20 protein-coding genes and 2 tRNA genes are annotated in these 26,622 nt (G+C 53.9%); 9 read left to right on the plus strand and 13 right to left on the minus strand.

Annotation, left to right across the window (positions count from 1 at the left end; genetic code table 11):
* Nucleotides 1-871 precede the first annotated feature (871 nt).
* Together RTX30_RS01145 and RTX30_RS01150 are read left to right on the plus strand one after the other, a co-directional pair.
* On the plus strand, nucleotides 872-2,128 hold the full coding sequence (locus RTX30_RS01145; protein ID WP_312685986.1) for an autotransporter strand-loop-strand O-heptosyltransferase: 1,257 nt from the start codon (nucleotides 872-874) through the stop codon (nucleotides 2,126-2,128).
* 31 nt (nucleotides 2,129-2,159) lie between these two features.
* The gene (locus tag RTX30_RS01150) at nucleotides 2,160-8,963 is read left to right on the plus strand and encodes an AIDA repeat-containing protein (protein WP_312685988.1); all 6,804 of its coding nucleotides are present in this window, start codon (nucleotides 2,160-2,162) and stop codon (nucleotides 8,961-8,963) included.
* A 162-nt stretch (nucleotides 8,964-9,125) separates the two neighbouring features.
* On the opposite strand, the gene RTX30_RS01155 is transcribed toward RTX30_RS01150, so the two are convergent.
* From RTX30_RS01155 to mdtK, 3 genes are all read right to left on the minus strand, one after another.
* Nucleotides 9,126-9,202: transfer RNA gene (locus RTX30_RS01155), tRNA-Val, on the minus strand.
* Nucleotides 9,203-9,214: 12 nt separating this feature from the next.
* Nucleotides 9,215-9,291 (minus strand) — tRNA-Val (locus tag RTX30_RS01160).
* A gap of 151 nt (nucleotides 9,292-9,442) precedes the next feature.
* Nucleotides 9,443-10,816: an MdtK family multidrug efflux MATE transporter gene (gene mdtK, locus RTX30_RS01165; RefSeq protein WP_312685990.1), complete on the minus strand. Its 1,374-nt coding sequence runs from the start codon at nucleotides 10,814-10,816 to the stop codon at nucleotides 9,443-9,445.
* Nucleotides 10,817-11,135: 319 nt separating this feature from the next.
* Here mdtK and RTX30_RS01170 point away from each other — a divergent pair, with 319 nt between their 5' ends.
* Nucleotides 11,136-11,774 (plus strand): riboflavin synthase subunit alpha, encoded by a 639-nt coding sequence (locus tag RTX30_RS01170; RefSeq protein ID WP_312685992.1) that lies wholly within the window; start codon nucleotides 11,136-11,138, stop codon nucleotides 11,772-11,774.
* A gap of 67 nt (nucleotides 11,775-11,841) precedes the next feature.
* Here the strand turns inward: RTX30_RS01170 and cfa are convergent, their stop codons facing one another.
* Together cfa and punC are read right to left on the minus strand one after the other, a co-directional pair.
* Nucleotides 11,842-12,990, minus strand: a complete 1,149-nt coding sequence (gene cfa / locus RTX30_RS01175) for a cyclopropane fatty acyl phospholipid synthase (RefSeq protein WP_312685994.1) — start codon at nucleotides 12,988-12,990, stop codon at nucleotides 11,842-11,844.
* 311 nt (nucleotides 12,991-13,301) lie between these two features.
* On the minus strand, nucleotides 13,302-14,495 hold the full coding sequence (punC, locus tag RTX30_RS01180; RefSeq protein ID WP_312685996.1) for a purine nucleoside transporter PunC: 1,194 nt from the start codon (nucleotides 14,493-14,495) through the stop codon (nucleotides 13,302-13,304).
* Nucleotides 14,496-14,609: 114 nt separating this feature from the next.
* On the opposite strand from punC, the gene punR reads away from it, so the two are divergent.
* Entirely contained in the window at nucleotides 14,610-15,521 is a 912-nt protein-coding gene (punR, locus tag RTX30_RS01185) for a DNA-binding transcriptional activator PunR (RefSeq protein ID WP_312685998.1), read from the plus strand.
* Between the two features lie 19 nt (nucleotides 15,522-15,540).
* Here punR and purR read toward each other — a convergent pair whose 3' ends face one another.
* Complete coding sequence (gene purR, locus RTX30_RS01190) at nucleotides 15,541-16,566, minus strand: HTH-type transcriptional repressor PurR (RefSeq protein WP_312686000.1); 1,026 nt, start codon at nucleotides 16,564-16,566, stop codon at nucleotides 15,541-15,543.
* 297 nt (nucleotides 16,567-16,863) lie between these two features.
* Between purR and RTX30_RS01195 the strand changes: the two genes are divergently transcribed.
* Both RTX30_RS01195 and RTX30_RS01200 read left to right on the plus strand, forming a co-directional pair.
* Nucleotides 16,864-16,953 carry a YnhF family membrane protein gene (locus tag RTX30_RS01195; RefSeq protein ID WP_312686002.1) on the plus strand — a complete coding sequence of 30 codons (90 nt, stop codon included), beginning with the start codon at nucleotides 16,864-16,866 and terminating at the stop codon, nucleotides 16,951-16,953.
* A gap of 176 nt (nucleotides 16,954-17,129) precedes the next feature.
* The gene (locus RTX30_RS01200) at nucleotides 17,130-18,299 is read left to right on the plus strand and encodes an MFS transporter (RefSeq protein ID WP_312686003.1); all 1,170 of its coding nucleotides are present in this window, start codon (nucleotides 17,130-17,132) and stop codon (nucleotides 18,297-18,299) included.
* 34 nt (nucleotides 18,300-18,333) lie between these two features.
* Here RTX30_RS01200 and sodB read toward each other — a convergent pair whose 3' ends face one another.
* Complete coding sequence (gene sodB / locus RTX30_RS01205; RefSeq protein ID WP_312686005.1) at nucleotides 18,334-18,915, minus strand: superoxide dismutase [Fe]; 582 nt, start codon at nucleotides 18,913-18,915, stop codon at nucleotides 18,334-18,336.
* 122 nt (nucleotides 18,916-19,037) lie between these two features.
* Nucleotides 19,038-19,871, minus strand: coding sequence for an NlpC/P60 family protein (locus RTX30_RS01210; RefSeq protein WP_312686007.1), 834 nt, complete (start codon nucleotides 19,869-19,871; stop codon nucleotides 19,038-19,040).
* Between the two features lie 327 nt (nucleotides 19,872-20,198).
* Here RTX30_RS01210 and RTX30_RS01215 point away from each other — a divergent pair, with 327 nt between their 5' ends.
* The gene (locus tag RTX30_RS01215) at nucleotides 20,199-20,543 is read left to right on the plus strand and encodes a Grx4 family monothiol glutaredoxin (RefSeq protein WP_312686009.1); all 345 of its coding nucleotides are present in this window, start codon (nucleotides 20,199-20,201) and stop codon (nucleotides 20,541-20,543) included.
* A gap of 224 nt (nucleotides 20,544-20,767) precedes the next feature.
* Here RTX30_RS01215 and RTX30_RS01220 read toward each other — a convergent pair whose 3' ends face one another.
* From RTX30_RS01220 to RTX30_RS01240, 5 genes are all read right to left on the minus strand, one after another.
* A complete protein-coding gene (locus tag RTX30_RS01220; RefSeq protein ID WP_312686012.1) occupies nucleotides 20,768-21,703 on the minus strand; it encodes an omptin family outer membrane protease in 936 nt (311 codons plus the stop codon).
* 603 nt (nucleotides 21,704-22,306) lie between these two features.
* On the minus strand, nucleotides 22,307-22,957 hold the full coding sequence (gene rnt, locus RTX30_RS01225; protein ID WP_312686014.1) for a ribonuclease T: 651 nt from the start codon (nucleotides 22,955-22,957) through the stop codon (nucleotides 22,307-22,309).
* A 91-nt stretch (nucleotides 22,958-23,048) separates the two neighbouring features.
* The gene (gene gloA / locus RTX30_RS01230) at nucleotides 23,049-23,456 is read right to left on the minus strand and encodes a lactoylglutathione lyase (protein ID WP_312686016.1); all 408 of its coding nucleotides are present in this window, start codon (nucleotides 23,454-23,456) and stop codon (nucleotides 23,049-23,051) included.
* Nucleotides 23,457-23,551: 95 nt separating this feature from the next.
* Nucleotides 23,552-24,646, minus strand: a complete 1,095-nt coding sequence (locus tag RTX30_RS01235) for an alkene reductase (protein WP_312686018.1) — start codon at nucleotides 24,644-24,646, stop codon at nucleotides 23,552-23,554.
* A gap of 55 nt (nucleotides 24,647-24,701) precedes the next feature.
* Complete coding sequence (locus RTX30_RS01240; RefSeq protein WP_312686020.1) at nucleotides 24,702-25,298, minus strand: TetR/AcrR family transcriptional regulator; 597 nt, start codon at nucleotides 25,296-25,298, stop codon at nucleotides 24,702-24,704.
* A 120-nt stretch (nucleotides 25,299-25,418) separates the two neighbouring features.
* Here RTX30_RS01240 and RTX30_RS01245 point away from each other — a divergent pair, with 120 nt between their 5' ends.
* Nucleotides 25,419-25,658: a DUF1289 domain-containing protein gene (locus tag RTX30_RS01245; RefSeq protein ID WP_312686022.1), complete on the plus strand. Its 240-nt coding sequence runs from the start codon at nucleotides 25,419-25,421 to the stop codon at nucleotides 25,656-25,658.
* A 48-nt stretch (nucleotides 25,659-25,706) separates the two neighbouring features.
* A complete protein-coding gene (locus RTX30_RS01250) occupies nucleotides 25,707-26,603 on the plus strand; it encodes an aldo/keto reductase family oxidoreductase (RefSeq protein WP_312686023.1) in 897 nt (298 codons plus the stop codon).
* The last annotated feature ends 19 nt before the right edge of the window (nucleotides 26,604-26,622 follow it).

A 26,622-nucleotide genomic window follows, 5' to 3' on the forward strand; every position in this document is an offset into this window, starting at 1 on the left:
AAAAAAGCGTGCAGAGTAATGTGTGCCTGAGATTCAGCCAGATCGGGGAAAAATTGATGTGAGTTATTTGTTTTACAGTTCAATCAGCTGAATCCATTCAAATTAGGATGGCGGCATTATAGCGTCCACGTAGACAGAAAGGAATTAAAAACGCTGTTTCAAAATACGAAATTATCGTCATCCTCCTTTTGTTGTGTAACCGTTATCACAAAATTGCGCAACCGTTGCGTGAGCGAGACGGCATAGGGCCTGGCCATCGCGTTGATATCAGTTTTCCCCCTTTTTAGGCAACGTTATTTTCGGTTACAGCCGGGTTTATATATTCTCGGTTTTATGGTGACTTAAAAATAATCAATCGGATTGTTCCGTTTGTTATTTTATATGAAGGTTGTCAGTCCTAAATTAAATAAAAGAGAGCGCTTCGGCTTGCTTGTAAAATAACAGATGAGGCGATTTTGTTTTGCTCAACATTCTGATCTTAGCGAGGCGGATATATCTTCATAATGCCATCCAGAGAGGCGAGGATATATTTCATATTTCCAGTGATTGTCACTTTTTCGCACTAAATTTGCTTTAAGGATAATCCTAAATTTCTTGCTTTTGATGATAGGTAAGTGGTTGTTTTTTCGATGTTATTGAGATCGGGCTTAAAAATGTTCAAAAACTAAGTTATTGATATATAGAGATCTTAAGATTTAGAAAGAATTTGCAATAAATCTCCTTATTACTACCATTAATCGACTCTTAACGAGACTCAATAAATTTATAAAGACATTCACTCCGGATTATTGCATCCGGAGGTCGGCTGGTGCCCGCTTATTATTTACTACCAGCCTTATTTAATGCGTTTACTCATGATTAAGGTTAGGCGATGACGACTTCCGCAGTGGTTGGTCATGGATATGCTTTTATTTCACCGCCAGAAATTCCTACTCAGCAGGGGCCAATGGGTATCCTGTATGATTTTAATGACGGCGCCCGGTTACTGTTGCCGCCCGGCAACTGGCGGGTAGAAATAAGCGATGAAGAAACGGGAAATATTCTGTTTTCCGACGATGTCGCGCAGGGCTGGGTGATCAGCACAAAAAAGTATTACGTGCGGTTTCGTCTGCGGGTCTGGGACGGTGTTCAGTCGGAACCCGTGCTGGATCACGTTCTGGACATGCGCGGCAAAAAGGTACTGGTTTCATTTCCCTGCGGTACGCTGGGTGACCTCATTGGCTGGCTACCCTACGCCGAACGCTTTCGACAGACATACCAGTGCAACGTTGATTGCACCATGGCACAGCCCATCGTCGATCTTTTTAAGCCTGTCTATCCGCAGCTCAATTGCTTTACCCCTGAAGCCTGGCAGGCCGGGCCGGGCGTGAGCGAGCCGCCCTATGCCAGTTGGCGCGTCGGACTGTTTTTTCATGGCGATCTCAACAAACAGCCATTTGATTTTCGAGCCGTTGGTCTGCACCGCAGTGCCGGGCATATTCTCGGCGTCGACCCTACGGAAATTGTTCCGGATCTGCGCCAGCGCAGCCCACGTCGTATCGCCGAACCCTACGTCTGCATTGCGACTCAGTCCACCAGTCAGGCCAAATTCTGGAACAACGGCAGCGGCTGGCATGAAGTGATCGACTATCTCAAAGAGCAGGGTTACCGCGTGTTGTGTATCGACAAAGAGCGCGTGGTAGGCCGCGGTTACATTTGGAACAAAATCCCCCACGGCGCCGAAGATTTCACCGGCGATCTGCCCCTCGCTGACCGCGTAGCGCTGCTGGAGCACGCCGAATTTTTTATCGGCCTCGGCAGTGGTCTCTCCTGGCTTGCGTGGGGCTGTCGTATTCCGGTGGTGCTAATCAGTGGATTCAGCCTGCCGAACAGCGAATTTCATACCCCCTGGCGCGTCATCAACACGCATGTCTGCAACGGCTGCTGGGATGACGTGCGGCTTAATTTTGATCATCAGGACTATTTCTGGTGTCCGCGCCACAAAGGCACGGAACGCCAGTACGAATGCACTCGTTTTATCACTGGCAAGCAGGTCATCGGCCATCTTCGTCGGCTGATTGCCCTGCAAAGCAATCCCTTTGGCATCAAAACAACAGCATTGGCAGACCCCGATCAACACGCCGCCTGACGGATGAGAGACGGGTTTCGAGGACATTTAAATGAAGAAGAGTCTTAACTGCAGTTACCGGCTGGTGTGGAATGACGTTCAGCGGGCGTTTGTGGTGGTTTCAGAACTGACCCGGGCGAAAGGCAAGCGTGCAAGCGGCGCGGTGTTAATCGCAGCGGCGGTGGGCGGCATGTTTGCTAGCAGCGGGGCGATGGCGTTCACCGAGGATGTCACCGGATCGACTCGGGATGAGGTAGTACAGGAGGGCGTACAGAACGTACGCACCGGTGGGTTAACTACCAACCACACTATCGGCAACCGCGGCATCCAGATAGTGGCGGGTGGCCAGACGGTGGATACCCGCGTTCAGAATGGCGGCTCGCAGATTGTGCGTCAGAACGGCCAGACGACCGGGACCGTTGTCACTGACGGGACTCAAATTGTTGAAGTAGACGGGACAGCAACGGGTTCGCAGCTTAACAGCGGCGGCAAGCAGGCGGTCGCCGGTATGGCTAATGGCACCGTTGTCGGTGCTGGCGGTGTGCAAACGGTGCTGCAGAGCGGGGTGGCAAGCCAGACGATTATTAACAATGGCGGCGTGCAAGCCGTTAACGGCAGTTCAGCGCAGGGCGTCATTAACGCTGGCGGCATTCAGCTCATCAACAGTGGTGGTTTTTCTCAGGACGCGACGGTCAACAGCGGCGGTGTCCAGCACGTTAACGTCGGCGGTTCCGCTGCCGACACCGCCATCTTTGGCGGCGGCAGGCAAGTCGTGGCCGGCACGGTATCCGGTGCTCACCTCAACGACGGTGGCGCACAGCTGGTTCAGCAAACCGGCAAAGCGACCGGCACTATCATCAACAACCGCGGTACGCAGACCGTAGACGGCACCGCTATCTCCGCAGTTGTCAACAGCGGCGGTACCCAACTGGTGCATAGCGGCGCGCTGGCGGCGGGCACCGCCGTGAACAGCGGTGGGGTTCAGCATATCAATCAGGGCGGGGCAGCCTCCGACGGCGTAGTGTTTGGCGGCGGCACCCAGGTGGTCGCGGGGACCGCATCCGGCACCAGCGTCAACGATGGCGGTGCGCAGCTGGTGCAGCAAACCGGTAAATCGACCGGTACCATCATCAACAATCGTGGCACGCAAACTGTAGACGGCCAGGCCATCTCCTCAATCGTCAATACTGGCGGTACACAGCAGATTAATCGCGGCGGACTGGCGACAGGCGGCGTGGTGAACACCGGTGGGCTACAGCATATTAGCGAAGGCGGTGCGGCATCCGATGCCATTTTGCTCGGCGGCACACAACTGGTGGAAGGCGCAGCCTCTGGCACCGTCATCAATAACGGCGGGCTGCAACAGATTCACGCCAGTGGCTTGAGCCGTGATGCAGTAGTTAACGCTGGCGGCGAACAAGATATCGATGGCGTCTCGTTCTCAGCAGAAGTGAATGACGGTGGTCTGCAAAAAGTCCGCAGCGGCGGTGCCGCCACCAGCGCGGTGATCAACAGCGGTGGTATTCAAAACGTGCTCTCAGGCGGGTCAACCGCTTTCACCACGCTGTTGGGCGGTATTCAGCAACTGGCGGGCGTGGCGGCAGACACCATTATCGGTGCAGGCGGCGTACAACACGTGCAGGTGGGCGGCAGCGCCACCGGGTCGCTGATCAACGATGGCGGCCTGCAGCGCGTGGACGGCACAGCCACCTCATCGGTTATTTATGACGGCGGCACCCAACTGGTGAACCGTGGTGGGCTGGCAGATAACGCTACCGTTAACAGCGGCGGTCTGCAGCACATCAATGAAGGCGGCGCCGCGTCCGACACCACGGTGTTTGGCGGCGGTCGGCAAGTTGTTGCCGGCACGGCCTCCGGTACCAGCATCAACGACGGCGCTTACCAGCTTGTCCAGGCTACCGGTAAAGCCACCGATACTATTATCAACAGCGGCGGCACGCAGGCGGTAGACGGCACGGCGATCTCCGCCGTGGTCAATGATAGCGGTGTTCAGCTGATCCACTCCGGCGCGCTTGCCGCGGGCTCGCTGGTTAACGCCGGTGGTCTGCAGCACATCAACGAAGGTGGCGCAGCCTCAGATGCGCTGCTGTATGGCGGCACCCAGATTGTTGAGGGTACGGCTTCCAACACCCGTGTGGACTCAGGCGGTGTGCAGCAGGTTCACGTTACCGGGAAAACGACGGACAGCAAAATCTATGACGGCGGTTTCCAGGATGTTGACGGCACGGCTAATGGCACTGTCGTCTATACCGGTGGCAAACAGTTGATCCGCAGCGGCGGTCATGCGAACAACACTCGCGTCGATAAAGATGGCGTACAGATTGTGCGTGCCAACGGTGCGGCTTCCAAAACGACGCTGCTGGGCGGAACGCAACTGGTAGCCGGGCTGGCGGGCGACACGGTCATCGGCGACGGCGGCATTCAGCACGTCCAGGTGGGCGGTCTTGCTACAGGGGCGCTTATCAACAGCGGTGGTCTGCAGCGTGTGGATGGTTCGGCAACCTCTGCTGTCGTGAATAACGGCGGCGTGCAACTGGTGAACAGCGGTGGGCTGGCCGCTGGCTCCATCATCAACAGCGGTGGTTTGCAGCACATCAACCTTGGCGGCGCGGCCTCTGATGGCACCATCTTCGGTGGCGGTAAACAACTGGTAGCAGGAACCGCGTCCGGAACCAGCATCAGCGATGGCGGTCTGCAGATTGTGCAGGCTACCGGCAAAACCACCAACACCATCATCAACAGCGGCGGTGTTCAGAGCGTGGATGGCGATGCCACCTCATCGGTGGTACGCAACGGCGGCACCCAACTAGTGAATAAAGGTGGCCTGGCGACAGATACCACGGTCAACAGCGGCGGCCTGCAGCACATCAATCTCGGCGCTGCGGCGGCTGGGGGCACCATCTTCGGCGGCGGAAAACAGGTGGTGGCGGGCACGGCGGCGGGTACCAGCCTGAATGATGGCGCCTATCAAATCGTTACCACCAGCGGGAAAGCGACCGGCACCCTGATCAACAGCGGCGGTGTCCAGAGCGTCGATGGCAACGCGACGTCGGCGGTGGTGCGCAACGGTGGCACCCAACTGGTGAATCAAGGTGGCCTGGCGGCAGGCACCACAGTGAACAGCGGCGGTCTGCAGCACATCAGCCTCGGCGGCGCGGCATCTGACGGCACCATCTTCGGTGGCGGCAAGCAGGTGGTAGAAGGTACTGCCTCCGGTGCCAGTCTGAATAATGGTGGTATGCAGTTGGTGACCGCGAGCGGTAAAACCACCGAAACCCATATCAACAGCGGTGGCGTACAGAGCGTAGACGGCACGGCCATTTCCTCAGTGGTGAATGACGGCGGTCTGCAACTCGTCAACTACGGCGGCCTCGCAGCGGGCTCGATCGTGAATAACGGTGGGGTGCAGCACGTTTCCGCCGGCGGTGCGGCGTCTGACGGCACGGTGTTTGGCGGTGGTACCCAACTGGTAGAAGGCGCTGCGTCTGGCACCAGCATCAGCGACGGCGGGGTACAACTGGTGACCAAGAGCGGCCAGGCCAGCGGCACGCTGATTAACAGCGGTGGCGTACAGCGAGTCGACGGGCAATCGTTCGACGCGGTGATTAATAACGGTGGCCTGCAAATCGTTGACCCGTACGGCTGGTCACGCCAGAGCGTCATTAACGCTGGCGGAACGCAGATCCTCAGCAACGCCGCAGTGGCAATCTCCACCGTGTTGAACGGCGGTGAGCAGCACATCAATAACGGCGCAAAATCCTTTGCTGCGCGCCTGCTGGGCGGTACGCAGAATATCGGCAGCGGCGGGCAGGCCTATGAAACACGCGTTGAGAAGGGAGGTGTGCAGAACGTTAACTCGGGCGGTTACACCTACGGTGGGACCATCTCCACTGGTGGCAGACAAAACGTTGCCTCCGGCGGCGTCACTGACTTCACCTTTGTCGATGGCGGCTTGCAAGTGGTTGATGGAACGTCGATTGTCAGCATCGTGAAAAACGGCGGGCGTCAGGTGATTAACAAAAACGCCAATGCTGAAGTCTCTGTGGTGATTGATGGTGGCATTCAGGAGGTCTTCGGCACGACCACCGGGTCGGAAATCACCAATGCAGAACAGCGTATCTATGACGGGGGTTCAGCGACCTCTACCGTGCTCAGCGACGGTGCGGTGCAGGGGATTTACGACGGTGCCGTAGTGACCGATACCCGTAACCGCAACAGTATTCAGAACCTGTACAGCGGTGGGCGTGCGGAAAACACCCTGATGGATAATTTTGCGGTGCAGAATATCGCGGCGGGTGCAACAGCAGTGAAAACCTCGATGATCAACTCCAGCCAGCAGAATGTTCGCGGCAGTGCGGTTGATACCGACCTTTCCGCGAACGGCGTGCAGAATATCTACCGGGGCGGGACCGCAACTCGCACCGCGATCTACGAGCGCGGCATCCAGAATATTTACAGCGGAGGTTCATCGGTGCTTGCCGTCATCCAGGCCGGCGGGATCCAGAATGTGCTTAACGGTGGGACCTCCATCAGCACCACCATCAACGATGGCGGCACCCAGAACGTAAGCAGTGGCGGGACGGTCATCTCCACCCTCATCCGTGAGGGCGGGATCCAGAACGTTAATGATGGCGCGATCGTTATCGACAACAGGGTAGTGGGCGATCAGGTGGTCAATCAGGGCGGCACCGTTGCCTCGTCAACCGTCAGCGAAAATGGCACCCAAAGCGTCACTTTCGGCGGCACGGCTATTGCTACTACGGTTAGCAAAGGCGGCGCCCAGTTCGTTCGCGCCGGGGGCGTGGCGGATCTGACAGCGATTGAAAGCGGCGGCATACTGGCGCTGGAAGATGGCGCAACGGTCACCAATATCAACCTTAATAGCGGCGCAGCGCTGATGGCGGGCACTGACACCACGCTCACCGGCACCAACGCGCTTGGCAGTTTCTCCATTGCCAATAGTGTTGCGGAAAACGTACTGCTGGAAAGTGGCGGCCTGCTATTGGTTGCTGCAGATGGCAGTGCCAACAACACCGTGGTAAGCGAGAACGGTACACTGAGCGTTGCCGAGGGCGGTATGCTGACCGGCGTAACCCAGGTCAACGACGGCGCAACGCTTGCCGGTAACGTTAACAACAGCGGCGAACTGCATATCACCACGGATACCAGCGACAATACCGTTAACGCGGCCATTATCGGTAACGGTACGCTCTATAAAGAGGGTGGTAACACCCTGACCCTGAGCGGTGTGCTTGAACAATCTGGCGGTACCTACCTGCAGAGCGGCACCCTGGTATTCAGCGGGCTGGATGCCGTGACTGACATCATCGCCCAGAGCGGCACCTCACTACAGCTGACCAACGGCACCTCGCTGACCGGGATGATTGACCCGACAGATCTGACCATTGATGCCGGATCAAACTGGCTGATGACCGCTAATTCCCTGCTCGATAACCTGACGCTGGGCGGTTCGATTGATTTCCAGGCACCGACCGGGACCTTCGTTCCGAAAACCCTGACGGTCACCAATCTGGTAGGCAATGGTGGCACCATTACCCTGAATACGCTGTTTAACGGCAATACCGCAGTGAGTGACAGCCTGGTGCTGGACGGCGGCACAGCTACCGGTAATACACAGATCGCCATCCGCAGTCAGGGCGGTCTGGGGGCACGTACTACCGGAAACGGTATTCAGGTGGTGAATGCCATCAACGGCGCGACCACTACCGATGATGCCTTCAGTCTTAGCGGCAGCTTGCAGGCAGGTGCATATAACTACACCCTGCAACAGGGCAGTGCCGACCAGAGCTGGTATCTGACGACTGCTGACGCCGGCAGCAATGAGAACGGTCCGCAGAACTACCGTTCGGCGATGTATCTCTATAACTCCGTCTATGCTCAGGCCATGGACTACGACAGTGCGCTGCTCGGTTCACTGGATGCCCGTCGCTATGCGGCGCGTACCGCAGCCGAAAGTGGGACCAACATGTGGGCCCGTTTCCAGGCCGGCCAGATGAGCCACGATCACGGCAGCAACGATCTGCGCAGCGGCAACACACCAGACAGTAAAGGCGGCTATACCTTCCTGCAAATCGGGAGCGATCTGTGGCAGGGATCGGCTTCTACCATGGAGTGGAGCGTTGGCGTGTACGGTGCGGCGGGACTTTCTGCCGTCGACGTGCAGCGTAACAACAAGTCGAAAGCCGGTACGGTACGCGACGATGCTTACAGCGGTGGCCTCTATCTCAACGGTGTGCATGAGAGTGGCTGGTGGATGGATGTGGTGGCCCAGGGTACACGCCACAACTTCGATACCAACCCGCGCGACGGCGACGGCCTGAAAACCCACGGCTGGGGCTACGTTGGCTCCTTCGAAACCGGTCTGCCGTTTGAGATTGGCGGCGGTCTGATGCTGGAACCGCAGGTGCAGTACCAGTATCGCGGAGTAAACCTGAAAGATGGTAATGATGACGTAGCAAACGTGCAGTTTGGCGACGGTCACAGCCAGCAAGTACGTGCCGGTCTGCGTCTGGGTAACAACGCGACGCTGAAAGAGACTGGCAAACCCGTACCGGTAAGCTGGTGGGTGCGTCCATCCTTTATCCAGACCTTTGATTCGAAGGGCACGCTGAACGTCAACGCGCCAGGCGTAGCAGGCAGTGAGGTCGCATTTAATCCGGATCAGGACGGGGCAGCGGCAGCACTGGATGTCGGCATCGACGGCCAGATCCGCGACAACGTTACCCTCGGAGTGCGCGCAGGCTATACCCGGAGCATCAACGATGCGGGCACCGGGGGCTACGGCGGTCAAATCACGCTGAAAGTCGGTTTCTGATAGCCAGACTGTAAAACGAAAAGCCGCGCCGAAAGGTGCGGTTTTTTTATGCCTGTTTTTTCAGCGAATACGGAAAGATTGCATTATTACTGTCGCTAAGGTGCAGCAGTGGTATTTATGCTGAGATGAAAAACCGGGAAAGAAACTGAGATTTACTAAGAATGGTGCGTCCGAGTGGACTCGAACCACCGACCCCCACCATGTCAAGGTGGTGCTCTAACCAACTGAGCTACGGACGCACTGAAGAAGGATGGTGCGTTCAATTGGACTCGAACCAACGACCCCCACCATGTCAAGGTGGTGCTCTAACCAACTGAGCTATGAACGCAGTGTTGCGGTTGACAACGGGAACGAATATTAGCGGCAGGTCAGGGAAGTGGCAAGCAGAAAATGGCAATTTTCTTCCTGAATTCACCCGATTGCGGAACAACTGAACAAAACGTCGTGAAAGTAGCCGCCAGCGGGCGGCTACCGCCATTTTAATGCGCAGCGCGCTGCAAAATTGTCGCCGAAGGCTGGCGTTGCAGGAAACGCATGCGCAGCATCATCATAATTGCAGCCGATGTCAGGCCAATAATAAAGCCTGTCCAGAACCCCGCCGGGCCCATCCTGTCGACCAGCACATCCGTCAATGCCAGCGTGTAACCTGCGGGCAATCCCAGCACCCAGTAGGCAATAAAGGTGATATAGAAGATCGAGCGGGTGTCTTTATAACCACGCAGGATACCGCTGCCGATCACCTGAACAGAATCTGAGATCTGATAAATCGCCGCTAATAACATCAGATGTGATGCCAGCGCGACCACCTCCGGATTTTTGTTGTAGAGCAGGGCAATGTGCTCGCGCATCAGCACGGTAAAAATCGCTGTGAGCGCTGCCATACAGACACCGACAATCAACCCGGTATGGGCTGACGTTTTGGCATCGAGTGTCGAACCCTGCCCAAGACGAAAGCCCACGCGGATTGTCACCGCAGCCGCCAGCGACATCGGCAGTACAAACATCAGTGAACTAAAGTTGAGCGCAATCTGGTGACCGGCAACATCAATAATACCGAGTGGCGAAACCAGCAGGGCCACAACGGCAAATAACGTGACCTCGAAAAAAAGCGCCAGTGCGATAGGCAACCCCAGTTGCGTCAGGCGCTTCAGCGCCCCGGCATCGGGTTTGGCAAAACGCTGCATTTTTTGAATATCCCGCATTGCAGGGGCGCGTTTTACATACAACCGCATACCAATAAACATCACCCAGTAGACGGAGGCGGTCGCTACACCGCAACCCACACCGCCCAGCTCCGGCATGCCAAAATGGCCATAAATAAAGATATAGTTCACCGGAATATTGACCAGTAACCCAAGAAATCCCATTACCATGCCGGGTTTGGTACGGGCAAGGCCTTCGCACTGGTTACGCATGACCTGGAAAAAGAGGTAACCCGGCGCGCCCCACATCAGCGCACGTAAAAAACGTACCGCTTTTTCGGCCAGTAACGGGTCAATGTTCTGCATCGCATGAATGATATGCCCGGCATTCCACAGCACAATCATGATCAGTAATGAGACAAAACCTGCCAGCCAGAAACCTTGCCCGACCTGGTGCGCAATGCGATCGCGACGACCCGAACCGTTAAGTTGGGCAATGACCGGGGTCATGGCCAGCAACAACCCATGGCCAAATAGAATCGCGGGAAACCAGATAGAGGTTCCGATGGCCACAGCCGCCATATCTGTGGCGCTGTAACCCCCGGCCATCACCGTATCAACGAAGCCCATCGCTGTCTGGGCTACCTGCGCGAAAATAACTGGCAATGCGAGGGCCAGCAATTGACGCGCTTCTGCAACATACTTCTGCACGTGAACACCTTTTATATTGTTTTGTAGTTATTAGAGAGAATGGAACAGCTAATCAGGAAGGAGTTTTATCCTTGTGCTAAACGATGCCACAGCGTAATAAATGTGGCATGTGCTCAAATAGTACCTGCTATGTGCTTTTTTTGCCACGTTAACCATAGAACAAAATTATTTCTTATCGGGCGCTGATTTGCACAACTTATCATCATCTGTCAGGGAAAACGGGTGCCCCCGGGATTGTGACTGGCAAGGGCAATTTTCACCTGTTATTGTGCGTAAAGAAAACGGTCACGCCGTATGAATGGTAACAGGAGTGGTAGGTATGTTTACTGGTATTGTACAGGGCACGGCAAAACTGGTGTCTATTGATGATAAACCCAATTTCCGCACCCACGTTGTTGAACTCCCTGAGTATATGCTGGAGGGCATCGAAACCGGTGCGTCGATCGCCAATAATGGCTGTTGCCTGACGGTCACGGCGATCAACGGTAGCCATATCAGTTTTGATTTGGTGAAAGAAACACTGCGGATTACTAACCTCGGTGAATTAGAGATCGGGGATACGGTCAATGTTGAACGCGCCGCCAAATTTAGCGACGAAATCGGCGGGCATTTAATGTCCGGCCATATTATGACCACCGCTGAAATCGTCAAAATCCTCACCTCCGAAAATAACCGGCAGATTTGGTTCAAGGTGCAGGATCCTGCACTGATGAAATACATTCTTTATAAAGGCTTTATCGGCATTGACGGTATCAGCCTGACGGTGGGTGAAGTCACGCCCACGCGTTTCTGCGTTCATTTGATTCCGGAAACATTACAGCGCACTACGCTTGGGGCGAAGAAACTGGGTCATCGCGTGAATATTGAGATCGATCCGCAAACGCAGGCGGTCGTGGATACGGTAGAACGTGTGCTGGCCGCGAAAGAAGCCGCTGTTGTGGTGATCAACGAAGAGTGATCCTGACGGGCAAAATAACAGAGGCCGCACTGGAAACAGGGCGGCCTCTGGTCCTCTGCGACATGCGTTAGCGCGCGACGCGCAACCCGTTTTCCACACCCCGGCTAAAAACAACCTGCCAAAGCTGAATATCCCGTGCACGGAAAGCGCCCGCGCAGGCGTTCAGGTAGTAACTGAACATACGTTTAAAACGTTCGGAGTAGTTGTCGGCGATTTCCGGCCAGGCGGCAAGAAAACGCTCATACCATGCCATCAGTGTACGATCATAATCGGCGCCAAAATTATGCCAGTCTTCCAGCACGAAATGGGGTTCGCTGGCTTCGGCTATCTGGCGCACTGAAGGCAGGCAGCCGTTAGGGAAAATGTAGCGGTTGATCCACGGGTCAACATTATGGTCAGTCTGATTTGAACCGATGGAGTGCAGTAAAAACAGCCCGTCCGGTTTCAGGTTACGGTCAACCACCCTGAAGTACGTGGCGTAATTTTTCGGCCCAACGTGTTCAAACATGCCGACCGAGACAATGCGGTCGAACTGGTCATGCAAATCGCGGTAATCCTGCAGGCGAATATCCACATCCAGCCCTTCGCAACGCTGCCGCGCCAGTTTTTGCTGCTCAGCAGAAATGGTCACGCCCACCACGCTGACACCATAATTTTGCGCCATAAATTGCGCCAGACCACCCCAGCCACAACCAATATCCAGCACGCGCATACCCGGTTTTAACTGCAGCTTTTCACAGCAAAGCGTCAGCTTAGCCCGTTGTGCGTCGTCCAGCGTTTTGGCCTCTTTCCAGTAGGCGCAAGAGTATTGCATCTGTGGATCCAGCATGCGGGTAAACAGATCATTACCAAGATCGTAATGCTCTTTACCGACAATCCAGGCCCGTTTTTTACTTTGCAGATTAAATAATCTTGCTCCGGCAATGCGGAGTGTATCTTTTAAGTGGTGCGGGAGTTGTTTTTCGAGGCCAGCGCGGAGCACTTTGGTAAAGAAGATATCCAGACGGTCGCAGTCCCACCAGCCGTCCATATAACTTTCGCCGAGTCCGAGCGAACCCTCTTGTAATACGCGTTTAAAAAAATCAGGATTTTTCACCTGAATATCCGACGCCGCAGGACCGTTAATCTGAATACCTGCGCGGCTCAGTAGTTCGTTTGCTATACGGAACCAATTATCATCCCGTACGCTAACTTCTTCTATACACGATGAACTCATAACTTCTCCATCACTCATCAGTGATCAGAACCTTCAAACAGCGTAGACGCTTTTTCGGGCTTGTGAGAAATCTCACGGTTTTCGCCGTGAGGCTGATATCCGACGTAGAACAGAGGAAGGGAGACGACCCTTGCCAGAATGGTCTTCCATGGCACAACGGGCGCTATCCAACGCCCGTTAATTGATAATATTTATCGTATTTATAGAACAGCGAAATTTAGTATAGGCTTCAATATCAGGTGATTCAACAGAAAACTGTTAGCATGCTAATCAGTGACTTAAGCATAGTCGCTGGCGCGACTATGCGATGTTTACCGCGAGGTGGTGACGGTATCTGTTGCAGTGGCGTCACGGTGTTGGGCACGTTGCAGGCGATAACCAACCGTTGCCAGCACCACCATTGATAGCATTACGCTGGTGGTGGTCAGTAGCGGTGTCGCAATCAGCCAGGAAACCATCAGACTGGCGAGGAAACATAACCCCAGTTGCAGCGTATTTTGCAATGCTGCGGCACGGCCGGTGGCCTGCGGGAAAGGGCGTAGCGCCTGGGCCACAACAATGGGATAGATAGCGCCGTTTGCCATTGCCATGAAACAGAAGGGGATCAGCAGCGCGGTGAGTGACACGCCAGGCATAAAGCCCGCGGCCCAGGTTGCCATTACACTCAGCGCGAACCCGCTCAACAACCACGGTAATAACTGCTCTCCCTGCCATTTTTGCAGGGCGGCGCGGCAGCCGTAACCGCCAATCAGAAAAGCAATCGTCTGCGGCACATAGCTCAGGCCGATCACCGCGGGGCCATAACCCATGTCGTGCAGAATAAACGGCGAACCGGTCAACCAGGCGAAGAAGCTGGCCGAGCAGGCAGCATAGATAATCACGTTACCGCGATAATCTCTGGCGCGGAGCAGATCCATAAAAGTCAGCGGCTGCGCGTCATGCGCGGCTGCTTTTGTTGAGGTTTTAAGCCGTAACGCCGGGATCATCAACAGTAAGGTAATCATCAGCAGCGTGGCGAAAATGGCCTGCCAGGAGAGATGCGCGAGGATCCAGGCACCCAGCAACGGTGCCAGTGCCGGTGTCAGCCCGACCAGCGGCATAATGGTCGCGAAGATACGGTTCACGCGATGTGACGGATAGTGATCCGTCACCAGAGCCTGCCAGCTTACCGTAGCGGCACACACGCCGACAGCCTGTACAAAACGCAGGACCAGCAATAATGTGGCATCCCGCACCCATAGAGTGCCCAGGCAGCCGATGGCGAAAATAGCCAGCCCGCTTAACAGGACAGGTTTGCGACCATACCGATCCGATAACGGCCCCCAAATCAGCTGCGCGACAGCGAAGCCAGCGAGAAACAAACTGAGCGTGGCGCTGACCACCGCGGAGGAGGTTTGTAAATCTTGCTGTATCGCGCTGAAAGCGGGCAGGTACATATCTGTGGCTAAAAAGCCCAGTACGCTTAAGCCCGCGAGCCAGACTAAAAATCCTTTGCCAGGTTGCATGGTGATATTTTATCTCTTGTGCAGGTGTTCAGGGGAGTCGAGTGTAAGGAGTGCATTGCTGCTTGTGAAACGCTAATATTTGCGTGGTGATTTCAATTTTTTTGCAGGCAGATTATGTGGTCTGAATATTCTCTTGAAGTGGTTGATGCTGTCGCACGGAATGGCAGTTTTAGCGGCGCAGCGCAGGAGTTGCATCGTGTGCCTTCTGCGGTGAGCTATACCGTGCGCCAGCTGGAGGAGTGGCTGGCGGTTCCGCTCTTCGAGCGTCGCCACCGTGACGTGGAATTAACACCTGCAGGCGTCTGGTTTTTGAAGGAAGGGCGCTCTGTTATCAAAAAAATGCAGGTCACACGTCAGCGGTGTCAACAGATTGCCAATGGCTGGCGTGGGAAACTGGCGATTGCCGTCGACAATATCGTCAGGCCCGCCCGAACCCGGCAATTGATCGTCGATTTTTATCGTCACTTCGACGATGTGGAATTGCAGGTCTACCAGGAAGTATTTAACGGCGTCTGGGATGCGCTGGCCGACGGGCGAGTTGAACTGGCTATTGGTGCCACTCAGGCGATCCCGGTGGGCGGGCGCTATGCGTTCCGCGATATGGGTATGTTGAGCTGGAAGTGCGTTGTTTCCAGCCGTCACCCGCTGGCGAGCCTCGACAGCCCGTTGAGTGATGAAACGTTGCGCAACTGGCCTTCATTGATCCAGGAAGATACTTCCCGTTCTCTGCCAAAGCGGATCACCTGGCTGCTGGATAACCAGAAGAGGGTGCTGGTACCGGATTGGGCCTCGTCGGAAGCGTGTCTGTCGGCAGGCGTATGTGTGGGAATGGTCCCGTCGCATTTTGCCCGACCATGGCTGGAAAGCGGAGACTGGGTAGCGCTGGAACTGGAAAATCCCTTCCCGGATGCAGCCTGTTGCCTGACATGGCAACAAAACGAAGCCTCGCCAGCGCTAAACTGGTTGCTGGACTATTTGGGCGACAGTGAAACACTGAACCGGGAATGGTTGCGGGAGCCGGAGTGAAGGCTCCCACCGAAAAGTATTAACGACGGTAGTCGCGGAACGGGCCGTCAGCAACCGAACGGCGCTCAATCAGGCGCGGATGGACTTCAATGGATTGCGATTCTTCACGTTTGTTAACGATGCGATCCAGCAGCATGGTAAACGCCGTTTCTCCCAGCGAGTCTTTCGGCTGATGGATAGTGGTCAGTGACGGCGTAAAGAAACGGGAGTTGCGCACATTGTCGTAGCCAATGAGCGAAATATCCTGCGGTACGCGCAAGCCCATTTCATCGGCGGCACAGAGCGCGCCCATGGCCATAATATCGCCCCCACAGAAGACGGCTGTCGGACGGTGCGCCTGCGACAGGATCTGCTGCATAGCGCGATAACCGGACTCCGGCTCAAAGTCACCCTGCACAATCCAGCTTTCCGGCACTGTGATCATGGCTTCGGTCATGGCTTTCATAAAGCCTGCCAGACGCCCAGCGCCGGTGTTGCGCTCCAGCGGCCCGGGAATAACGCCAATGTCACGATGCCCACGCTCCACCAGATAACGACCAGCCATATAGCCGCCTTCAAAGGCGTTATCAATCACCGAGTCAGTAAAGTCAGCTTTGGCTTCGCCCCAGTCCATCACCACCATCGGAATATGGCGGTACTCTTCCAGCATGCTGAGCAGCGACTCCGGATATTCCGAACACATCACTAACAAACCATCGACGCGTTTTTGCGCCATCATGGACAGATAAGCGCGTTGTTTTTCAAGGTCATTCCAGGCGTTGCCGAGAATCAGGGTATACCCTTTCTGAAAACACTTTTTCTCGACAGCTTCAATGATTTCAGCGAAATACGCCGCTTCGCTACTGGTTGCCAGCAAACCGATCGATTTGGTGTGATTCACCTTCAGGCTGCGCGCGACGGCGCTGGGTGAATAGTGCAACTCTTTGATCGCCGCCCACACAGCATTGCGCGTCTCTTCGGCGACGAAACGGGTTTTGTTAATTACGTGTGATACAGTTGTGGTGGAAACGTTTGCTCGCTTCGCTACGTCTTTGATCGTTGCCATCAGATGTCACTCCAGACCATATCTTAAGCTCCTGATAATACATAAGGTAAACGTTTGCCTTCAATCACCCTGTACCCGCGAAAGGGAATGCGGTACGCCGGGAAAAAGACACTGGACGTCAGGAGGGGAGTCAATGGCCGGTACGCTAATAAATTTAGCGTCGAATTTTGTCTGATCTTGAGCAAAAGGGGAAGAGATAAAACATTCGTCTCACGAATTCCTGCAAGATTTTTATGATTATTTGTGCAAAAATGCGCTAACGCACTTTTTGTGTGGAAATTAAAACGGAGAAAATTGATGAGCACCGACCTGAAGTATTCACTGTTCACCACCATTATCGTTCTGAGCCTGATTGTTTTCGGCGCTCTGACCGCAGCTCTGCATTGATCCCGCGCGAGGGAGAGGCTTTTTCTCCCTCCGTTTTGCCCGCTTTTCTGCCCATTGTTATCAAACCCGCAATAATCTTTTGTCATTTTGCTAACTGCTGTTTTTTGTGATTACTGTCATACTTTTGGCTTCTACAACAGTGTCATCCACCGACACGGTGTTTCCGGAGTCTATCTATGAAAGTGAATTTTCCTTTGCTTGCCCTGGCGATTGGCGCCTTCGGCATTGGCACCACTGAGTTCTCCCCGATGGGGTTACTGCCAGTGATTGCCCGCGGCGTTGATGTTTCTATTCCGGCGGCGGGGATGTTGATTAGCGCATATGCCGTCGGTGTGATGGTCGGTGCGCCGTTAATGACACTGCTACTTTCACATCGCGGCAGACGTAACGCGCTGATCTTTTTAATGGCGATTTTTACGCTCGGTAATGTGCTTTCAGCAATCGCACCGGATTACGCCACGTTGATGCTGGCGCGTATTGTTACCAGTCTTAACCACGGTGCCTTTTTTGGTCTTGGCTCGGTGGTCGCAGCCAGTGTGGTGGTGAAAGAGAAACAGGCCAGCGCCGTGGCCACCATGTTTATGGGGCTAACCATTGCCAATATTGGCGGCGTGCCTGCAGCCACCTGGATGGGCGAAACCATCGGCTGGCGGATGTCGTTTTTAGCTACCGCAGGCCTGGGCGTGATAGCGATGCTGAGCCTGTTTTTCTCGCTGCCGAAAGGTGGCGCGGGCGAGCGCCCCGATGTGCGTAAAGAGCTGGCCGTGTTGCTGCGTCCGCAAGTCTTATCGGCACTGCTCACGACGGTGTTGGGCGCCGGTGCGATGTTCACGCTTTATACCTATATTGCGCCGGTGCTGCACACCCTCACTGACGCAACGCCGGTCTTTGTTACCGCCATGCTGGTATTAATCGGTGTCGGCTTCTCGATTGGTAATTATTTGGGCGGTAAGCTGGCGGATCGTTCTGTAACCGCTACGCTGAAAGGTTTTCTGGTGCTACTGATAGCTATTATGCTGGCGATCCCGTTGCTGGCGCAAAGTCAGGCAGGTGCGGCTATCAGTATGGTGATCTGGGGTGCGGCGACCTTTGCTGTGGTGCCACCGCTGCAGATGCGCGTGATGCGTGTCGCGCATGAGGCACCTGGCTTATCGTCCTCTGTCAATATTGGGGCATTTAATCTCGGTAATGCGCTGGGTGCCGCCGCCGGCGGTGCGGTGATTTCGGGTGGTCTGGGTTACGCCTTTGTGCCGGTGATGGGGGCGATCATCGCCGGGCTGGGACTGCTGCTGGTGCTGTTTACCCGTCGTTCGCAAGCGGAGCGTGTCTGTACTGCGCTAGAGTGATTAAGCAGGAGGGGAGATTTCCCCTCCAGTCATCTCAGGCGGCGAAATTTTTTGCCACAAACTCCCAGTTTACCAACGCCCAGAAGTGTTCCAGATAGTTCGGACGGGCGTTACGGTAGTCAATGTAATAAGCATGTTCCCAGACATCCACCGTTAACAGCGGCGTGGCATTGGTAGTGAGCGGTGTACCGGCATTCGAGGTCGATACAATCGCCAGTCCGCCATCCGCTTTCTTCACCAGCCAGGTCCAGCCTGCGCCAAAGTTTTTCACTGCTGCTTCAGTAAACTGCGCCTTAAAGTCGGCCACGCTGCCGAAGGATGTCTCAATGGCAGCGGCCAGTTCGCCAGTTGGCTCACCACCTGCATGAGGGGCCAGGCAGTGCCAGTAAAAAGTATGGTTCCAGACCTGCGCTGCGTTATTGAACACGCCGCCTTCGCTGTTTTTGATGATCGCTTCCAGCGTCTGGCCTTCAAACGCGGTGCCTTTGATCAGGTTGTTAAGGTTTGTGACATAGGCCTGTTGGTGCTTACCATAGTGGTATTCGAGTGTTTCGGCCGAAATATGTGGCGCCAGGGCGTCTTTTGCATACGGTAATGCAGGTAATTCGAACGACATTGCTGCTCTCCTTCATTATTTTAATACACTCAATAGCCCTACTGAGTGTATGGATAGAGTAGCAAATAGAAAGCGCTGGCAAAAGAGAGAGTTACCTGCCGCCTGCGCGGCAGGTGATGAAATTAGCGGATGGTTTTCGGCGTGACAACGCGACGTGCGCCGACATAGTGACGCTGCCAGTAATCTTCACTCAGGGACGTCACCTGAATATCCTGGCCGCTGCGAGGCGACTGAATGAATTTGCCGTTGCCTACGTATACGCCGACATGATCGGCAGTCCCGCGCCCTTGTGTGCGGAAGAATACCAGGTCGCCGCTTTCCAGTTCAGCCACGTTCACGGGCGAGGCATCACGCAGGTGATACATTTCATTGGCGGTACGTGGAATACGGAATTTCACCAGATCCTTATAGGCGTAGTAGACCAGACCACTGCAATCAAACCCGGTGTTCGGTGAGGTGCCACCCCAGTGATACGGTTTGCCAATCTGATTCATCAGTTTAGACATCGCCGTTTTTTGCGCTTTCTGGATGCGAACTTTGTGCGCATCAGCAATGGTTGCCGGTTTGCTGCTTTTGACTTTTATACAGTGTGGCTTGTGGCCTTTGCGCGGCGTACATTTTTCCGTCCAGGTGACGGTTGCGGTTTTAACCTGGCTGGGCTTGCTACGACGCGAAGAGAGTTGGCTGGCTTTGCTGCTGGTGGTGACTTTCTTTACTGAAGACTTTTTGGTCTCCGTGGTTTTTTTAGTGGTTGTTTTTGTTACTGCATTGCGACTGTTTTTCTTTGTGGTCTTTTGTGAAGTGCTTTTTTTCTTACGTTCGGATGCTTTCACCAGATGCGATTTTTGCACGGCCGACGCTCGCGCTTGTTCAGAAGCGCTGGCTAATGGCGTGAAAGAAAGCGTAGTGAACAACAAAGCACAGAGCGTGACTGAAGCCTTAGGTATCCGCGCCACTGAGCAATCCCCTGTTAGAGCAGGCATTAAACATGCATGCATATGATTTTCAAAACCCGTCGATTCTAATCCATAAAAAGCCCAAAAGTTAATAGTGTTTTTGCATCTATAGCTTCGTTTCGTTAACAAGCGCAAAAAAAAGCGGCAAAACGTTTCGATCGTGAGTAAGAGTTAAGCAACAGGCGCAATCCGAATTGTGCACATTCATCGTTTAGATGAAACATTTAGAAAGCAGTACGTAAAACGCTAACAAATTGTTATTTTCTGTTAGAGGCATGAGCCGTTACAATGTTTGTATCTGCCGAAGATGTTGAAGGAAGTAAGACAATGAGCACGACTATTGAAAAAATCGAACGTCAAATCGCTGAAAACCCGATTCTGCTGTACATGAAAGGTTCTCCGAAGCTGCCAAGCTGTGGCTTCTCCGCGCAGGCTGTACAGGCGCTTACTGCCTGTGGCGAACGTTTCGCCTATGTGGATATTTTGCAAAATCCGGATATCCGTTTTGAACTGCCGAAATATGCTAACTGGCCGACCTTCCCGCAACTGTGGGTGGAAGGCGAATTGATTGGCGGCTGTGACATCATCATTGAGATGTACCAGCGTGGCGAACTGGTTCCCCTGATTCAAGAGACTGCAGCAAAACATAAAGACCAGCCGTCAGCGGAATAAGGCTCGCCTGATATTCCATAAACGTCAAAGGGTTCATGTTTGTGCATGAACCCTTTTTTACTGCCAGAAGAAAATCACAGCCTGCGGACGCGGTCCTCGATGGGTTTTGACCCTAAGTTAACGTGCCGGAATTAAATCTCACTGAAGGGCAGACCCTGTTTTAAGGCGCTGGATATATCTTCTTTGATGTAATCAACACCGACTCCTATAGCAGCATCTTTACATCAGAAGGTGTATTTCACTCCCGCTGTCGTGAGAAAGTTGTAATTTTCTATGCCGCCAGCGTCTCTGTAGTCTGTCGAGACGCCACTGCGGTAGTTATTGACGTTAACGTTGGTCTTTTTATTGGTTGCACGATTCCAGGTCCCTTCGACATAAACTTTGACATTTTCCGAGACGTAATAACCGACATTGGCTGCCAGCGAAAAGTAATCTTGGCCGCTGCTCTTATCGGTAAAGGTCAGGGTCCTCAGGTAATGCTCATCGTTTCCTGTAACCCGCGCCCATGCGCTGTATTTAAATGTCCCGCCGATTTCAAAATCCCGGTAACGGTACTGACCGGTAACACCGATATACGGCACGCTGAAACGCTGTTTATAGCCGATACTCATCACATTTGGCGCAAAGGTGCCGGTATTAGCGCCGTTATTGTAGCTATAACTCCCGCCACGGCTGTTAAAGCTAAAGCGGCTCTCCTGGTACCCTGCCATGACACCCATGCGCCATTCAGGGTATTTGAAAATCCAGCCGGTCGCGTGAATATCGAACTGGTTAGAAAAATTAAGATGCGTATTCGGGTGTGAGCTATGATCTGTCCAGCCATTTTGAGAGGCGCTTTGCCAGTCATAGTCATCCATTCGCCCTTCTTTGCGGGTGAAGGTGGTCCAGCCTGAGGTGCCAAGCGAAAACCACGGCATGGCACTCCATTCCAGCGAGCCCTGAATCACCGCCGCGTTGCTATAACGCCAGTCCAGTTGGCTGACTTTACGTCCCCCTTGTGCCGGGGAATATGCCCTTTCGCTGGTTTTTCCACCCAGTGAGCCCAGGTTCACACCCGCAGTAACGTGATCCCAATTAAACATTGGAGGTTGAGGTTCTGCCATGGCTGAATAAGCCAGTGGCGCGCAAATCGCAAAAGCGAAAATTTTTAACATGTGCATCAGTTCACCTTAATTTAAAGAATCTCCAAATGGGTACCTCTGCGAAGATGTGTTAACGGGATGTTGCAGTGTGACGCATTTGCTTTGCTAATCATTAACCCATGCATAGGACATCATTCAGGTACGCAAAAGGATCATCGGCTGCACTGACGCAAATTTTATGCTGGAAGGATAAATGGGATAATTAAGCTTTAATTTGTGATTTTTCATACACATTAATTGTATTGTTTTTAATTTTGTGGTTTTTAAATCCCAAAAAATAACAATTTATAGCTAAAAATTCTTTTTATTACATCTTATGTACTCTTAGCTAATTCAGCATGTTTATGAGTTTTTTGTTGTTATAACGATATTTTATAAAGTTAAGCATATGTGATGCGTTCAGCCATCACGGTAAAAAATAGTTATCGCCGGTAATCAAAAAATGCGCTGATGAAGGATGTTTTTTACAATGCAGGAGAAGAGACAACGAGCGCGAGAAACCAAAACAGCCTGCGACGGGGGGTATCGTGCGCTGGAGTCGGGGTGGGCGTAACTTCCGGCAGGCACCAAAGCCTGCCAGAAACAAGATAATCAAAGCCAGTCATCTGGCGGGATGGGTTTTTATGCCTGTGGTTCGGCAGGCGGAAGCGGCCAGCCACCAAGGCGCTTCCAGCGGTTAACGATTTCGCAGAAAAGCAGGGCGGTTTGCTCAGTATCGTACAAGGCGGAATGTGCCTGTGTGGCATCGAAAGCAATGCCTGCAGCGGTACAGGCTTTTGATAACACCGTTTGTCCGAGGGCGAGGCCGCTCAGTGACGCGGTATCGAAAGTGACAAAGGGGTGAAACGGGTTGCGCTTCAGCGAGGCGCGTTCTGCGGCGGCCATCATAAAACTGTGATCGAACGTAGCATTATGCGCCACCATGATGGCACGATTGCAGCCCTGATCTTTGATGCCCTTGCGTACCATTTTGAATATGGCATGAAGCGCATCGTATTCACTCACCGCGCCACGCAGCGGATTGGTCGGATCGATACCGTTGAAGGCCAGCGCTTCCGGCTGCAAGTTTGCTCCTTCAAATGGCTCAACGTGAAAGTGCAGCGTAGTGTCTGGCATCAGCCAGCCGTTTTCATCCATTTTCAGGGTAATGGCGGCGACTTCCAGCAGCGCGTCGGTTTTGGCGTTAAACCCTGCGGTTTCGACATCAATCACGACAGGATAAAAACCGCGAAAACGGTCGCACAGACCAGCAAGTTGAGCGTTATCGGACATCAGGATCTCTTGAGACGGAAAAATGGCAGCGCATTATGGCAAATTTTACGAAGGGATGTAAAACAGCGGGCGCGAAGAGCGCCCGAAAGGATCAGTTACCCAGACCGTGGCCTGCGTCTTTCTCTTCAATCAGCTCAATTTTGTAGCCGTCAGGATCTTCGACAAAGGCAATAACGGTGGTGCCGCCTTTAACCGGGCCCGCTTCACGCGTAACGTTGCCGCCATTTTTGCGGATCGCTTCGCAGGCTTCTGCCGCATTTGGCACACTCAAGGCAATGTGACCGTAAGCGGTGCCCAGGTCATAGCTTTCTACGCCCCAGTTGTAGGTCAGCTCAATCACCGCTTCGTCGGTTTCCGGGCCATAGCCCACAAACGCCAGAGAGTACTTATACTCCGGGTTTTCACTGGTGCGCAGCAGTTGCATTCCCAGCACGTTGGTATAGAAATCGATGGAGCGTTGCAGGTCGCCAACGCGCAGCATGGTGTGAAGTAAGCGCATAATGTCCTCTTTTATAAATGGTTTAACCTTGCGGTCAGAAACACTGTTTTAGTATAGCGGCGGGAAGCCGCCGCTATCAATCAACAATCAGAGGATCACAACGTTGGGTAGTCCGTATAGCCCTCGGCGCCACCACCGTAAAAGGTTTCCGGGAATTGTGGGTTCAGCTCGGCTTTCAACTGCAGGCGTTTTACCAGATCCGGATTAGCAATATAGGCGCGGCCAAAGGCGACGGCATCAATTAAGCCTTTTTCAATCAGATCTTCCGCTTTTTCCGGGGTATAAGCACCTGCGCCGATAATCGGTCCATGGAAGCGTTCACGTACTTTCTGGCGGAAGGCTTCGGTGTAAGGCTGGCCGCCTGCCCAATCCGGCTCGGACATATGCAGATAGGCGATGCCACGTTTGCCCAGCTCTTCAATCAGATACAACGCGTCAGCTTCTTCATTCGGGCCGTTGTCGGTGTTCTGGAACGAGCCAATCGGAGAAACACGAATACCAATACGGTCGGCGCTCCACTCTTTGCTCACGGCATCGACCACTTCCAGCACCAGACGGGCACGGTTTTCGACGCTGCCGCCGTACTGATCGGTACGGTGGTTAGCGGAAGGCGACAGGAACTGGTGCAGCAGGTAGCCGTGGGCGGAGTGCAGTTCGACCAGATCGAAACCGGCTTCGCGCGCATTGGCAACGGCCTGGCGGAAATCGTCAACGATGCCCGGAATTTCGTGGGTTTCCAGCGCGCGTGGCATGGAGGTATCTTCACGAATGGCATTGCCGTTGGCATCACGTAGTGAGGTACGAGTACCTGCGCTGATGGCGGAAGGGGCTACTGGTGCTGCGCCACCGGGTTGCAGGCTGTTATGAGAGATACGACCGGTGTGCCACAGTTGTACAGCAATACGACCGTCATCACCATGTACTGCGTCGGTGATTTTTTTCCATGCGGCGATTTGTTCCGGGCTGTGCAGCCCTGGCGCACCGGCATAACCTTTTGCCTGCGCGGAAATCTGCGTGGCTTCACTGATAATCAGACCGGAACTGGCGCGCTGGCGGTAGTACTCCGCCATCAATGGCGTCGGGATATCGCCCGGCTCAATACTGCGCAAGCGCGTCAGCGGCGCCATCAGAACACGGTTTGGTACGGTAATTGCGCCCACTTTCAGCGGCGTAAATAATTTACTCGACATAACAACTCCTGAATAGACCGGTCGACTAGTGGTAAAAGAAATAAAAACGCCTGAATTATTCAGACGTGGTAATGATGGATTGCACATGCGCCAGCGCGCTTTCCAGCGGAAGGGCGCTGCGCGAAATTTTTGCCTGCAAATTAGCTCCGAGCCACAGCGCATACAACACCTGCGCCTGGGTGAACGCATCGCCAGCGAAAGACAGACTTTGCTCGCGCCGTCCTTTTTCAATCGCATCTGCGAGCAGGGCGATGACACCGCTGGCGCCTTTGTCCATCGCTGCACGCATATCTTCCGACAAATCGCACACTTCAGCAGAGAGTTTCACCGTCAGACAACCGCTAATGATGCCCTGCTGACAAAACTGATTGAGCGTTTCCTGGTAGTAGGCCAACACTCTGTCACGGTAATTTCCTGCGCCACTGGCAAAGTGATTGGCCAGTCGCTGGTGATACCCGGCGTAATGACGCTCAAGCAATGCCACGCCGAAGGCCTCTTTCGAGCGAAAATAGTGATAGAAAGAGCCTTTCGGTACTTCGGCTGTTTTCAGTAATTCGCTCAGGCCCATACCGGTAAACCCGCGATGCATGCAAAGCCGCTCGCCGGTCGCCAGTAAATGTTCGCGTGTGTCGTGTTCGGTATGTCTGGTCATCAGATTACTGTACTAGACCAATCGGTCTGTTGCAATTGGCAAACAATGCGCTTTAGGGGTTGCGCGTTATGACCTGGCAGTCTTCAATAGAAGTAGACGCTTGCATTGCAGGAGAGGACAGTGCCAGAACAACTGGAGTTTTTCCCTATCCAGAGCCCGTGCCGGGGAATTTGCCAGTCCGATGATAAGGGCTTTTGCCGCGGCTGTATGCGGAGCCGGGATGAACGTTTCAACTGGCAGCACATGAGCGACACGCAAAAGCAGGAGGTTCTGCGTCTGTGTCGCCAGCGTTGGCTGCGCAAAATGCGCGCCGCGAAATCACTTCCTCCCGAAGAACCTCAGCAGCCTTCACTGTTTTGACGCCGTAATTGCGTATAATCGAAGGAAATTACCTTCGAGGAAATCGTTATGGTTCAACGTATTGCCCTTGCGCCGCAAGGTCCGGAGTTCTCCCGCTTTGTTATGGGTTACTGGCGTTTACTGGAATGGAAAATGTCTGCCCGGGAACTGGTCGGGTTTATTGAATCTCATCTTGAACTGGGTGTGACAACTGTTGATCATGCCGATATTTATGGCGGATATCAGTGTGAAGCCGCATTTGGCGAGGCGTTGAAGCTGGTGCCGCAGTTGCGCGCGAAGATGGAGATCGTCAGCAAATGTGGTATTGCCACTACCGCTAAAGCTGAACATGCCATTGGTCATTACATTACCGATCGCTCTCATATTATTCACAGCGCAGAGCAATCGCTCAGCAATCTGTCGACTGACTATCTGGACCTGTTGTTGATCCACCGCCCGGATCCGTTAATGGATGCGGATGAAGTGGCTGAGGCATTCCTCAACCTGCACCAGAGTGGTAAGGTGCGCCACTTCGGCGTTTCTAATTTCACCCCGGCGCAATTTGCGCTGCTGCAATCCCGCTTGCCATTTACACTTGCCACTAACCAGGTGGAAATTTCCCCGTTGTATCAACCGCTGCTGCTGGACGGTACGCTCGATCAGTTGCAACAGCTGCGCGTGCGCCCGATGGCCTGGTCCTGCCTTGGCGGTGGCCGTTTATTTAATGACGTGGAATACCAGCCGCTACGCGAAGAACTGAGGGCCGTGGCGCAGGAACTGAATGCGGATAACATCGAGCAGGTGGTATATGCCTGGGTAATGCGTCTGCCGTCGCAACCGTTGCCGATCATTGGCTCGGGTAAAATCGAACGTGTACGGGCAGCATTAGGGGCAGAACAGTTGCAAATGACCCGCCAGCAGTGGTTCCGCATTCGTAAAGCGGCGCTGGGTTATGACGTTCCATAAAGCCGCACAGGCGACTTTC

The sequence above is a fragment of the Kosakonia sp. genome (assembly GCF_032052965.1).
GTDB lineage: Bacteria > Pseudomonadota > Gammaproteobacteria > Enterobacterales > Enterobacteriaceae > Kosakonia.

What these genes read in the sequence shown, in the direction of transcription:
- rnt (WP_312686014.1), bottom strand. Translation starts at nt 22,957, where the DNA reads ATGTCCGATAACGCTCAACTTGCTGGTCTGTGCGACCGTTTTCGCGGT.
- RTX30_RS01145 (WP_312685986.1), top strand. Translation starts at nt 872, where the DNA reads ATGACGACTTCCGCAGTGGTTGGTCATGGATATGCTTTTATTTCACCG.
- punC (WP_312685996.1), bottom strand. Translation starts at nt 14,495, where the DNA reads ATGCAACCTGGCAAAGGATTTTTAGTCTGGCTCGCGGGCTTAAGCGTA.
- RTX30_RS01240 (WP_312686020.1), bottom strand. Translation starts at nt 25,298, where the DNA reads ATGACCAGACATACCGAACACGACACACGCGAACATTTACTGGCGACC.
- RTX30_RS01150 (WP_312685988.1), top strand. Translation starts at nt 2,160, where the DNA reads ATGAAGAAGAGTCTTAACTGCAGTTACCGGCTGGTGTGGAATGACGTT.
- purR (WP_312686000.1), bottom strand. Translation starts at nt 16,566, where the DNA reads ATGGCAACGATCAAAGACGTAGCGAAGCGAGCAAACGTTTCCACCACA.
- RTX30_RS01215 (WP_312686009.1), top strand. Translation starts at nt 20,199, where the DNA reads ATGAGCACGACTATTGAAAAAATCGAACGTCAAATCGCTGAAAACCCG.
- gloA (WP_312686016.1), bottom strand. Translation starts at nt 23,456, where the DNA reads ATGCGCTTACTTCACACCATGCTGCGCGTTGGCGACCTGCAACGCTCC.
- RTX30_RS01170 (WP_312685992.1), top strand. Translation starts at nt 11,136, where the DNA reads ATGTTTACTGGTATTGTACAGGGCACGGCAAAACTGGTGTCTATTGAT.
- sodB (WP_312686005.1), bottom strand. Translation starts at nt 18,915, where the DNA reads ATGTCGTTCGAATTACCTGCATTACCGTATGCAAAAGACGCCCTGGCG.
- RTX30_RS01250 (WP_312686023.1), top strand. Translation starts at nt 25,707, where the DNA reads ATGGTTCAACGTATTGCCCTTGCGCCGCAAGGTCCGGAGTTCTCCCGC.
- cfa (WP_312685994.1), bottom strand. Translation starts at nt 12,990, where the DNA reads ATGAGTTCATCGTGTATAGAAGAAGTTAGCGTACGGGATGATAATTGG.
- RTX30_RS01220 (WP_312686012.1), bottom strand. Translation starts at nt 21,703, where the DNA reads ATGCACATGTTAAAAATTTTCGCTTTTGCGATTTGCGCGCCACTGGCT.
- punR (WP_312685998.1), top strand. Translation starts at nt 14,610, where the DNA reads ATGTGGTCTGAATATTCTCTTGAAGTGGTTGATGCTGTCGCACGGAAT.
- RTX30_RS01195 (WP_312686002.1), top strand. Translation starts at nt 16,864, where the DNA reads ATGAGCACCGACCTGAAGTATTCACTGTTCACCACCATTATCGTTCTG.
- RTX30_RS01235 (WP_312686018.1), bottom strand. Translation starts at nt 24,646, where the DNA reads ATGTCGAGTAAATTATTTACGCCGCTGAAAGTGGGCGCAATTACCGTA.
- RTX30_RS01200 (WP_312686003.1), top strand. Translation starts at nt 17,130, where the DNA reads ATGAAAGTGAATTTTCCTTTGCTTGCCCTGGCGATTGGCGCCTTCGGC.